Consider the following 12,672-nt stretch of genomic DNA (forward strand, 5'->3'; position numbering starts at 1 on the left):
AGACACCGTGAATTATCCATACCGCCTCTGGCCAGCCCTCTCGTTTCATAGAGCAGCTAAAGCTGCAGCAGTCTTTGTCATCACTGTTGGCTGCTTAGTTTTGCTCGGCTGGCTTTTAGACATCGACCTGCTTAAAACAGCCCTACCGGGTTCGGTGACCTTGCGCCCCACCACGGCGCTAGGGCTGATGTTGGCAGGCACCACACTGCTGCTGCTGAGCGAACCTACCACGCCCAAACAGCATCGGCTGAGTCAGTTCGGCAGCCTAGGGGTGATCGCCGTTGGCCTAACTACCCTGATTAACTACGTCTCTAACTGGCCTCTGACGATCAATCCCTTATTTTTTACCCATTACATAGAGTTTTTTCCCTCGGCCCCAATAGGCCATATGTCGCCGCTGACCGGCATCTGCTTTGTCTTACTGGGCAGCGCCTTGGGCATCAGCAGCACTCGCTACCAGTGGCGTGATCATCAGGAGCGCTGGGTAGAAATCCTGGCGCTGGCCAGTAGCCTGATCTCGGCCCAGGTGCTTGTGGCCTACCTCTATCAGGTAGAGCCAATCATTCGGTTTACTGCCTACCCACAGATGCCTTTACACGGGGCGATCTCGTTTATGGTGCTGGCAGCAGGCCTGGTTTTGACCCAACCACAGCAGGGGTTCGTTGGCATTATGACAGCAGACAGCGTTGGAGGAGCAGTGGCCCGCCGCTTGCTGCCCGCTGCGATCGCAGTGCCCCTAATCCTTGGCGGGTTTCGCATTGTCGCAGCTCGCATGGGCCTGTTTGATCCTGACTTTGGCACGTCTTTGCTGGCTGTCCTACACACCTTGATCTTTGCCGGTATTGTCGCCTGGAATGCCCAACAGCTCCACCGCATTGATCTGCAGCGGCAGGCAGCCCTCAGAGCCTTGGCTCAAGCCAATGAAGCGCTAGAAGACCGGATTGAGGAGCGCACAGCCCAGCTACAGGCCGCCAACGAGCGATTGAACCTGGCCATTGATGGGGCTGGCATGGCAACTTGGGATGTGGATCTGCAGAGCGGCACAACCCTGTGGTCAGCCCACGCCTTTCGGCTAATGGGGTATGAGTCTGCACCCAGCGGCGAAGCTACGTGGGAGATGTGGCAGAGTCGCATTCACGCTGATGATCTAGATTGGGTTTCGCAAGGGATTGAAGCGGCCAGACAGAATCATCAGCTCTGCTGCCCAGAGCACCGCATTATTCGAGCAGACAATGGGCAGATAGCCTGGCTGCGGATGTTTGGGCGATTTCTCTACAGCTCCACTGGGCAAGCCACCCGCTTTGTGGCCGTTCTCTTTGACGATACCGCACGTAAGCAGACCCAGGAAGAACGCGATCGCTTCTTCACCCTGTCGCTTGACATGCTCTGTATTGCCGGTACTGATGGCTATTTCAAGCAGATCAACCCTGCTTGGGAAAATACTCTAGGCTACAGCCAGGCAGAACTCCTGGCCCAACCCTATCTCACCCTAGTTCACCCCGACGATCAAAGAGAAACCGCTGTAGAAGCAGGAGGCGTATCTGAGGGAGGCGCGTCTTTCCGTTTTGAAAATCGTTACCGCTGCAAAGACGGTTCATACAGGTGGCTCTCTTGGTCATCGGTCTTAAATGCCGAGAGTAGTTTAATCTATGCAGTCGCGCGGGATGTTACGGCTCAAAAACAAACTGAGCAGCAGCTAGCGGAGCAGGCCGCTACCCTACAAAGACAGGCTGACTTACTGAACTTGGCCTACGAAGCAATTTTCGTGCGCAGCCAGCAAGGCACCATTACCTACTGGAACCGGGGGGCAGAGGCCATGTACGGCTGGTCACAGCAGGAGGTGCTGGGGCACAGCCCTCAAACTCTGCTGCAAACCCAGATGCCAGATTCTATCAGCAGCCTCAATGCTTTGGTCCTAGAGCAGGAGCGCTGGCAGGGAGAACTCAAGCACACCTGCAAAGACGGTCACCAAATCATCGTTGAGAGCCGTCAGGTATTGATTCGTGATGAAGCGGGCCGCCCCACCGGATTTTTAGAAGTCAATCGCGATATCACTGAGCGCAAGCAGATTGAGCAGGTTCAACAGCAGCTCGCCACCATTGTTGAAAATAGCCCTGACTTTGTGGCCACGGCAGATCTCGACGGACAGCTGCGCTACCTCAACCCGGCCGGTCGGGCACTGGTCGGGCTAAATCCCACCGAGCCGATCCGCCATCTCAATGGCAAGGACTTTCACCTGCCAGAGCGCAGCGCCTTTATGGAAAATCAGATGATGGCCACGCTGCTGGAGCAGGGCGTTTGGCAGGGAGAAACCCTGCTGCGGCACTTCCAATCAGGAGAGCTGATTCCGGTGTATCAGACGGCTTTTGTTATGCGCGATCGCAAAACCGGCCACCCGTTGAGCATTGCCACCGTCATTCGCGATATTCGAGAACGCAAGCAGGCAGAAGCCGACCTGCGTGAAGGCGAGAAGCGATTTCGCGCAGCCGTTCTCCATGCACCTCTGCCGATTATTCTGCACGCTGAAGATGGCGAAGTCGTAGAAGTCAACCGCTCTTGGACAGACCTATCTGGATATTCTCATGAGGAAATTCCCACCATCGCAGACTGGACAGAAAAAGCCTACGGCAACCGGCAGGAAGTTGTGCAGTCAGACATTGAGCATCTGCATCATCTTGACCACAGAGTTTCAGAAGGCGCATACACGATCAAAACCCGCTCAGGTGAAACTCGGGTTTGGGACTTTTACTCCGCCCCCTTGGGCCAGCTTTCCGACGGCAGAAGTTTGGTCATCAGCACAGCAATTGATATCACTGAGCGCAACCAGGCAGAAACAAATCTGCAGGAATCGCTCAAGGATCTGGCTGACTTCAAGTTTGCCCTCGATCAGTCTTCCATTGTTGCCATGACCGACGCCCAAGGCATCATTATCTACGTCAATGACAAATTCTGCGAGCTGTCGCAGTACTCCGCAGAAGAGCTAATCGGGCAGAACCATCGCATCATTAATTCCGGCTACCATTCCAGAGCTTTTTTCCACCAGATGTGGGCCACGATCTCAGCCGGGCAGGTGTGGCAGGGAGAGATTAGAAACCGTGCTAAAGACGGCACCTTTTACTGGGTTGCCACAACCATTGTGCCCTTTCTAGATCCCCAGGGCAGGCCGTATCAATACATTGCAGTACGCTCCGATATCACTGCTCGCAAAGCAGCAGAAGCCAACTTACAGCAGCTCAATGTCACCCTAGAGCAGCGGGTCGAAAAGCGCACCGCCCAGCTACAGGAGTCTAACCGAGATCTAGAAGCTTTTTCCTACACGGTGGCCCATGACCTGCGGGCTCCGCTGCGGGGCATTCAAGGATTTGCTCAGGCGCTGCTAGAAGACTACGGCGACCAGCTAGACGAAACTGCCCAGGAGTACATTCAGAGCATTTTTGAAGGCACCCACCGAATGAACCAGCTGGTCGATGACCTGCTAGCGTACAGCCGCCTCAGCCGCGAACAGGTGCGCCTGACAACAGTTTCCTTGGCCCATGTCGTCGCGGAGGCCCAAGACCAGCTTGCAGCAGATTTGCAGGAGCAGCAGGCCCAAGTCGTCGTCGCCAATTCCCTGCCCAGCGTGATTGGGCAGCGGCCCGTTTTAGTGCAGATGGTGGTCAATCTGCTGTCCAATGCAGTCAAGTTTGTGCCTGCAGGCAGTCAGCCCCAAGTGCGAATCTGGGCCGAGGGGCTAACAGACTCAGCCGCTGGAGTTACCTCCGATTCACCTTCTTCAGCACGAGTGCGTCTTTGGGTCGAAGACAACGGTATTGGTATTGAGCCAGAGTATCGAGAGCAGATATTTGGCGTTTTTGAACGGCTGCACAGCAGAGACGCTTATCCAGGCACAGGCATTGGGCTGGCAATTGTGCGAAAGGGCGCAGAGCGCTTAGGTGGACGAGTTGGTGTAGAGACTGCTCCAGGCCAGGGCAGTCGTTTTTGGATTGAGCTACGGGGAGCGGAATGAGCAGTTTGCATCACACCATTTTGCTGGTGGAAGATGATCCGGGCGATGTCTTTAGAATCCAAAGGGCGTTTCGCAAGGCTAATGTAGTCAGCCCTCTGGAAGTGGTCACCGATGGGGAGCAGGCGATTCACTATCTTCAGGGGCAGGGCGTTTATCAAGACCGCGATCGCTACCCGGTGCCTATCTTGGTGCTGCTCGATCTCAAGCTGCCACGTTACTCCGGCTTTGAAGTTTTAACCTGGTTGAGAGATGAATCCACCCTAAAGCACTTGCCAGTTGTGGTTCTGACGTCCTCGGAATATCAGATAGATATTGACCGTGCCTACGCCCTAGGGGCTAATTCCTACCTGGTTAAGCCGCCCGACACCGATGGGCTGCTAGAAATGGTAAAAGCGGTTGGTTTGTTTTGGCTAATTTTCAACCGTCCTCCGCAATTGGGCATTAGTTGAGTTTGGTGTGTAGAAAGAAAGATGACCCAGCAGAAAACAGTTTTAGTGGTGGAAGATGATGCACCTGATTTGTTCCCCTTAAAACGCGCTTTCCGACAGCTAGACCCCGGATTTGAGCTGAAGGTAGTAGAGACCGGGCAGGATGCAGTGCGTTATCTACAGGGTGAGGGGGCCTATTGCGATCGCAATCAACATCCCCTGCCGATCCTGATCATCTTAGATCTGCGGCTGCCCGGTATGTCGGGTCTAGACCTGCTTAAGTGGATCCGGCAACAGCCCCAATTTACTGATTTGCCTACCGTTGCTTTGACCGCCTTTGGCAACCGCGACCTGCCCCGCGCCTACGATCTGGGCATCAACTTTTATCTGCTCAAACCTGCCGAGGCGCACTCCTTAGCCGAAGTGCTGCAGGCCCTAGACCTCTATCAAGGCTAAGCGCTGCGGCCAGGCCTGACCGCAAAATAGCGACCCCTAACAGGAAACTAGGGGCGCACTCGTATCCCTTTACACAATTTTCACCTTCATTGTCGTCTAGCCGACATGCCTTAAACCTGCTAGGGGTGTTAAATTTCTAGGGGCAATTACTGATACAGACAAAACCGTATAAATATGGCCTGTTAAGCTCGCTTCTTGGCTAATACTGCACAATTTGCCCGTTTAGGGTTAATTGCTCGGCGACGGCAAGTTCACCCATGCCGATCAAGAGGGGAGCAGAGTCCAGGCTTCCTAGAAAACCTTATGAGCTTTGGGGTAGGTCCCAAACAGCACACAGCCTTTTGTGGGGCGCGTATTTGGCCTACGGTCAATTCTAGTGGGTTCATTAGGCGGTTTTGTCTTGCGCATATTCAGCTTTTAACCTTCAGCTTTTCACCCACCCAGTTCTAATCCCTATGCCTACGACGCTCAATTCTCTGGTGCCTGAGGGCGCGATCGCACTCAGCAACCCCTACTCCCAGACCTTTGATAGTTTAGCCAACACGAGCACCAATATTGCCTGGACCGACAGCCAAACCTTGGCAGGCTGGTACTCCACCCGGCCGACCTACAACAGCGGCACAGGCTCTTCTAATGCTGGCGCACTCTACAGCTTTGGGGCAGCAGGCAATGGCGAGCGGGCGCTGGGCTCAGTTGCCTCTGGCTCCACCGGCACCATTTTTTACGGGGCGCGGTTCTTCAACGATACGAGCGACACCCTCTCCTCTCTGTTCATTAGCTATGTGGGTGAGCAGTGGCGCAACGGTGGCAACACGGCCCAGCATCAGCTCGACTTTGCTTACCAGATTGGCGCTTCTGGCTTAACGAGCGGCACCTGGGTTGATTTTGACCCGCTAGACTTTGTTGGCCCCATCGCCACCAGCAGCGCTGGCGCGCTAGACGGCAACGCCAACCAAGTTAGCCTATCGGGCACACTCAGCGGCTTTTCCCTGGCCCCCGGTGAAGAAATTTGGTTCCGCTGGTCCGACATTGACAATCCGGGCTCTGATCACGGGCTAGCAATTGATAATTTTCAGCTCACCACTGCTGTTGCCCCCGGCATCACGCTACTAGAGTCGGGCGGCAGCACCGCTGTCAATGAAGAAGGCGAGACTACCGATACCTACACCCTAGCCCTGCGAACGACACCGACGGCTCCGGTGCAGGTTGCGATCGCAGCACCCGACAACCAAACCCGCCTTAGTCTCGATGGCATCGGCTTTGCCTCGTCGATTACGGTCACTCTGAGCGACACCACGCCCCAGACCATTACCGTTAAGGCAGTGAATGATGCGGCGGTAGAAGGATCACCCCACCCCGGCGTCATCACCCACACCGTCACCAGTACCGATGCGAACTACAGCGGGCTTGCGGTGCCCAACCTCAATGTCAGCATTTTAGATAATGACATTGCAGTCAATATCAGCAAGATTAACGAGATTCAGGGAAGCGGCTTGACGACTGGCTTCCTCAACCAGACCAAGACCATCGAAGGCGTAGTCGTCGGTGCCTTCCTGGGCAGCTCTGGCTTTAATGGCTTCTATGTGCAGGAGGAAGATGCCGATTGGGATGGCGACGACGCCACCTCAGAAGGCATCTTTGTCTTTGACCCCACTGGCCTGTTTTCGGGCAATGTGGGCGACAAGGTGCGGGTCACAGGAACCGTGGGTGAGTTCACTACCTCGGCTACGGGCATTACCGGCGTCACCGTTAACAGCAGCCTGACTCAGCTCTCTCTGGCTAACAACGTGGTCACGAACACTGTTGCTAACCTGGGAGCCAGTGAGCTACCCAGCGTTACCTACGTCACGCTTCCGGTTGCCGATGCCTCTGTGCTAGAGCGCTACGAGGGCATGCTGGTCAACATTGGCGCTGAGAATGGGGACTTAGCGGTCACCAATAACTTCACACTGGGCCGCTTTGGGCAGGTGGGGCTGTCTGCAGGCGATCGCCTCTACCAATACACTCAGGTGAATGCGCCTAGCGTGGAGGGCTACCAAGACTACCTGGCAAACCTGCTCGACAACTACATCATTTTGGATGACGGCAGCAACACCCAAAATCCTGACACCGTCATTCACGCCCGCAATGGACAGCCCCTGAGCGCCACCAATACCCTGCGCGGCGGCGATACGGTTGCCAGCATCACTGGGGTGCTCGATCAGCGGTTTGAAGGCTACCGGGTGCAGACCAGAAATCCGGTTGACTTCACAGCCTCTAACCCCCGCCAAGACACCGCTCCTGACGTGGGCGGCACGCTCAAAGCAGCTAGCTTTAACCTGCTCAACTACTTCAATGGCGATGGCTTGGGCGGCGGCTTCCCCACCCCCCGCGGAGCCGATAACCCGACCGAATTCCAGCGGCAGCAGGCCAAAACGATTGAGGCAATTCTAGGATTGAATGCCGATGTCATTGGCTACAACGAAATGGAGAATGACGGCTTTGGGCCGACCAGTGCTGTGCAGCAATTAGTGGACGCGCTAAATGCGATCGCAGGCCCCAGCACTTACGACTTCGTCATTCCCCCCGCCGATGCCCTAACTGACGGCAAGTTTGGCGGCGATCAAATCACCGTCGGCTTCATTTACAAGACCAACGCAGTTCGCATCGCCCCCGGCACTGACCCAGCAGCCCTCACTACGGGAGCCTTCGCCCAGGATGATGCCAATCGAGTTCAGCGTCCGGCTCTAGCTGTCACCTTCGAACGGCTGGATAGCGGCACACCGACCACTGAAACCTTTACCGCCATCATCAACCACTTCAAGTCCAAAGGTTCGAGCACCGGTAGACCTGAAGACGCCAATTTCCAAGATGGGCAGGGCCTCTCGAATGGCACCCGGACTCTTGCCTCTCAAGAACTGGCGGCTTGGCTGGCAACGAACCCCACCGGCACCGCCGATCCAGACTACCTGATCATGGGAGATCTCAATGCCTACCGCCTTGAAGACCCCATCACCACGCTGACCAATGCCGGTTACACCAGCCTATTTGGCCCCGAATCTTACTCCTACCAGTTCCAGGGACAGTGGGGCTCGCTCGATCACGCCCTGGCCAGCGGCAGCCTAGCCAGTCAAGTGACAGGTGCCGCCAAGTGGCACATCAATGCCGATGAACCTGTGGCGCTGGACTACAACCTGAATTTCAAATCTCCAGCCCAGCAGACCAGCTTCTACAATGCTGATCCCTTTGCATCCTCTGACCACGATCCGCTGGTGGTGGGCCTGAACCTGACAGCCACTGTGATTCCAGGCACTCAGCAGTTTGGCGGCAATGGCCGCGACACGCTGATCGGCACTGCCGGGGCAGACTACCTCGATGGCGGCAACGGCGATGACATCTTGAGAGGCGAGGCTGGCAACGACACCTTGATCGGCGGAAACGGAGCCGATCAGTTAATCGGTGGACTGGGAAGCGATCTCATGACCGGTAACAACGGCCCCGACCGCTTTATCCTCAACGGCTTGAATGAGTCGCTGTTGAGCAGCTTTGATGTCATCACCGACTTCAAGATTGGCACCGACACCCTCGATGGCCCCAATACAGTGAGCGCTGCCAATGTCGCTAAAGCCGGAGCCATTGCGGCCCTGTCGGCGGCAGACATCGGCGCGGTGCTCACCGCCAGCAGCTTCGTAGCCAACGGAGCCGCTGTTTTCACCCTGGGCAGCGAAGGCAGCACCCGCACCTTTGTGGCGCTGAACGACAGCGACGCTGGGTTCTCAGCCAACACCGATGCGGTAATTGAGATTACCGGCTACAGCGGCAACCTCAACGCCCTCTGCATTGCCTAGCTAAAAACCCCATAGCCCTCGAAATCCTTGGGCTCTTTAAAGACCCAGGGATTTCGTCACTTCTAGCCAGCGCTTTGATGGGTGATTGGCCCGGTGGCAGAGGCAGGAGAATAGGGCTCCAGCACCTCCCAGTTACTCAAAACTGAGGACTCTAGCAGTTGAAGAATCCGCTGCAGCGGTATGTCTACCCAGTCTGGGCGGCTGTTGAGTTCGTAGCCCAGCTCGTAGATTGACTTCTCAAACAGGTAGGCATCTAGCAGGGCTTTTAGTTCCGGCTGAGTTTTGGGGATAAAAGAGGCATCCTCAGCGGTAGCCAGATAGGCATTGATAAACGTAGCACTCACCCACGAGTACCAATACTGTGCCCACTGTTCCATGACCGGCAGATTGTCAGGCCGAATCAGGCCGTTGGCGACCTCGTTGCGAAAAGCTAGGGTCAGCGCATGGTTAAAGGATTGCAGCATCCCCGCCACGTCCCGCAGGGGCGATCGCTTGGTTCGCCGCTCTGCCAGGGGGCGCGCCGCTTCTCCCTCAAAGTCAATGATGACAAAATCTTTACCGGTAAACAGCACCTGCGACAGCCGGTAGTCGCCGTGACAGCGAATTCGGGTTGCCGAGATCGGCTGAGTGAGTAGGGCTTTGATGCGATCGCGAATCTCCCCCTGGCGGCTCAAGATGGTCTGGGCCAAGAGCTGCGTATCTGGCAACAGGGTCTCTAGCCGCTTCTCTAGCAGCAGCAGCACCTGCTCTGTCAGATCTCGCATATCTTGATACACCGAGCGCTGGTGCTGAAGTGAAAAGGCTTCTGGCGCAAAGTCAGGGTTTTCTGAATCAGTTGCCAAAGCTAGGTGCATCTGAGCGGTGCGCTGCCCCAGCAGTTTGACCGTATCTAGGTAAGAAACAATGATGTTGTAGCTAAATGAGGGCGCTTTTCGATTTAGCAGCTCCACCAGGGAGCGTGAGGGCAGCTTAACCTGATGCAGATCAGCCTCGGGCAGCACCATTACCCGCTCAAAGTAGTTGCGCAGGCAGTCTAGCGTAAAAGACCAGGCATCAATGCTGTTGGCGACAAACTGCTGGGCAATGGCCAGCGTCATCGTCTCACCGCTAGGGTGGTGATATTCCCAGGCCCCCACTACCGGAGCAAACTGCTTTAGCTCCGGCTTCTGCATTAAGAAGCGGCCAATTTCCAGATCGGGGTTAATGCCATTTTCAAGCTTGCGGAAAAACTTGAGAATGAGCCGGTTGCCATACACCACAGAAGAATTGCTCTGTTCCTCCTTAATTGGCGAAGGCTTAAGCTCATTTCGGTTGAGTTGGAGCCAGCTAACCCTATCGGTAGCAGTTGCCACCAGTTTCCCAGCAAGGCCCTGGTACTGGTGCTGATGGGCAATGGCGGCCAGCGATAGGCTCAAAAAGTCTTTGTCAGCTAGAGCATCGTAGAGCACTCCACCAATGTTTTGCCCCTGCATCTGGAGGTTTGCTAGCCCATGCTGGTAGTGCTCACCAATGCGCTCACTGCCTACAGATTCCTCGGCGTAAGCAAGCGGCAGCATATAAACTTCAGAGCTGCTTTCGCTGTAGATCACGCGCAGTAGAACTATGTAGGCGGTTGCGCCCGCTGTTTCAGGCGCAGGGTCGGGCACCAGTGGGATGGCTTCAGTAATTTGAGTTGATTGAATGGTGCGAGCTTTGCCGCTAAACCAGCGCCGAGTCGGCAGATAGTCTGACAAGATGGCTTCCAACGCCGCCTTTGCCTGGGGTTGAGAAAAGACGTTGTGCCACTTTCCCTCAACCACTAAAGCAGGATGTTTAGACTGTGGCTCTGGTAGGGCAGCTGTGGCCTGAGGCTGTAGGGCAAACCAGTAAAACCCGTTGCTACCTAGGCTCAGAAAGTAGCGATCTTCTCGAATCAGCGGAAACTGAGTGCCCGCAAAGATCTCAATCGGAACTGTCCCTGCAAAAGCAGACAAATCTAGCTCCACCGTTTGAGCAAAGCGCGATAGGTTAGCTACCACCAGCATGTGTTCATTGCCGTAGCTGCGGGTAAAGGCCAGCACCTTGCGATTCGTCGTATTTAACAGCTCAAAGCTCCCCCGCCCCAAAGACTGAAAGCGCTTGCGCACACCGATAGCGCGTTTGGTCCACCACCAGAGAGAGCTGGGGTTGAGCTGCTGAGTTTCAACGTTGATCGCCTCGAAGTGGTACACCGGATCAATAATTACAGGCAAATGCAGCTGCTCCGGGTCGGCGCTGCTAAAGCCTGCATTAGGGCCAGTATTCCACTGCATTGGGGTGCGCACGCCATTGCGATCGCACGCATTGAGATTATCTCCCATGCCAATCTCATCACCGTAGTAGAGCACAGGCGTGCCCGGCATTGAGAGCAACAGACAATTCATCAGCTTGATCTGGTTCTGATTGTTGGCCATCAGCGGGGCCAACCGCCGACAAATCCCTAGATTAATCCTCGCCTCGGTATCTTGGGCATAGACCCGATACATATACTCTCGATCCTGATCGCTGACCATCTCTAGCGTCAGCTCATCATGGTTACGCAAAAACAAAGCCCACTGGCAGTTCTCAGGAATCTGAGGCGTTTGCTGCAGGATATCTACAATGGGAAAGCTATCTTCCAGCTGCAGCGCCATAAACAGCCGAGGCATCAGGGGAAAGTGAAAGGTCATGTGGCATTCATCGCCCTGGCCGTAGTAGGCAGCGGCATCTTCAGGCTGTTGATTAGCTTCAGCTAAAAGCATCCGATTAGGATAGTTTTCGTCTATGTGACGCCGCAGCTGCTTTAAAAAAGCATGGGTTTGGGGCAGGTTCTCACAGTTCGTCCCTTCCTGCTCATATAGATAGGGCACAGCATCTAGGCGCAGACCATCAACGCCCATCTCCAGCCAGAAATCAGCAATATCAAAAATGGCCTGTCGTACCTGAGCACTTTCAAAATTTAAGTCTGGCTGATGGTGATAGAAACGGTGCCAGTAATAAGCCCCAGCAACCGCATCCCAAGACCAGTTAGACGGCTCAAAGTCTTGGAAAATAATGCGAGTTTCCTGATATTTTTCCGGGCTGTCGCTCCAAACGTAGAAATCTCGCTCTTGGCTTCCCTCAGGCGCGGTGCGGGCCGCCTGAAACCAGGGGTGCTGGTCAGAGGTATGGTTAACCACCAGCTCAATAATGACCCGAATACCCCGCTGGTGAGCAGCCTCTAAAAACGTTTTGAAATCGCCTAGAGTGCCATAGATCGGGTTGACGCTGTAATAGTCAGAAATATCATAGCCATCATCCTTTTGAGGCGAGGGAAAAAAGGGTAATAGCCAGATAGCGGTAACTCCTAAATCCTGCAGATAATCCAGCTTTTTTGTCAGCCCTGGAAAATCACCAACTCCGTCACCGTTGCTGTCGGCAAAAGCTCGAATAGAAACCTCGTAGATAATAGCGTCCTTAAACCATAAAGAATCGTTGTTTAACGTCAAAACCTGCATTTCTTTCCCCGTCTTACCTCTAACCATCGATAGAGTTGGGCCCTAAAGCTGAACTAACTCTGTCTCAAAAATAAGTATTTCCTATTCCTTTCCCTTAACTATTCCTTAAATATAGGAAATTCAAATGAAATGCCCTCCCCTGATAGGAGGGGAGGACGGGGAGAGTGGAGGAGTGAATAGGTGGATGGGTGGATGAAATGGGATGGATGGGGAGGCAGAGGTTTGGAGTTCTGGGCTTTGTGCTTTCTGAGGGGAGGGTGCATCTGGGCTAGACTTATCCTAATTCTTTAACTAGCCGCTACTCGTCCACCCATCCACTCTCCTACCCCTTATCTGCAGCTTTTGGTGTGCCCGTGAGCTGAAGCCGTGGGTTCTTTGTTAGGTTAGCCCGGTTAAACATCAAAAAAATGGACACGCTCACCCTTCCTAAGCGTGTCCATTTTTTGTGTACTCGTAGGCTA

General features: G+C 54.6%; 5 protein-coding genes. 4 read left to right on the plus strand and 1 reads right to left on the minus strand.

The features are described from left to right. The first annotated feature begins 7 nt into the window (after positions 1-7). From H6G13_RS12095 to H6G13_RS28690, 4 genes are all read left to right on the plus strand, one after another. Positions 8-4,006, plus strand: a complete 3,999-nt coding sequence (locus tag H6G13_RS12095) for a PAS domain S-box protein (RefSeq protein ID WP_190483468.1) — start codon at positions 8-10, stop codon at positions 4,004-4,006. After that, complete coding sequence (locus H6G13_RS12100) at positions 4,003-4,455, plus strand: response regulator (RefSeq protein ID WP_190483469.1); 453 nt, start codon at positions 4,003-4,005, stop codon at positions 4,453-4,455. The genes H6G13_RS12095 and H6G13_RS12100 overlap by 4 nt, the downstream gene beginning before the upstream one ends. Positions 4,456-4,476: 21 nt before the next feature. Further along, positions 4,477-4,890, plus strand: a complete 414-nt coding sequence (locus H6G13_RS12105; RefSeq protein WP_190483470.1) for a response regulator — start codon at positions 4,477-4,479, stop codon at positions 4,888-4,890. A gap of 455 nt (positions 4,891-5,345) precedes the next feature. Further along, on the plus strand, positions 5,346-8,717 hold the full coding sequence (locus tag H6G13_RS28690; protein ID WP_190483471.1) for an ExeM/NucH family extracellular endonuclease: 3,372 nt from the start codon (positions 5,346-5,348) through the stop codon (positions 8,715-8,717). Positions 8,718-8,779: 62 nt separating this feature from the next. Here the strand turns inward: H6G13_RS28690 and treS are convergent, their stop codons facing one another. Continuing rightward, the gene (treS, locus tag H6G13_RS12115; RefSeq protein ID WP_190483472.1) at positions 8,780-12,211 is read right to left on the minus strand and encodes a maltose alpha-D-glucosyltransferase; all 3,432 of its coding nucleotides are present in this window, start codon (positions 12,209-12,211) and stop codon (positions 8,780-8,782) included. Positions 12,212-12,672: the final 461 nt, after the last annotated feature.

Source organism: Pseudanabaena sp. FACHB-2040, from assembly GCF_014696715.1.
Classification (GTDB): domain Bacteria; phylum Cyanobacteriota; class Cyanobacteriia; order Phormidesmidales; family Phormidesmidaceae; genus JACVSF01.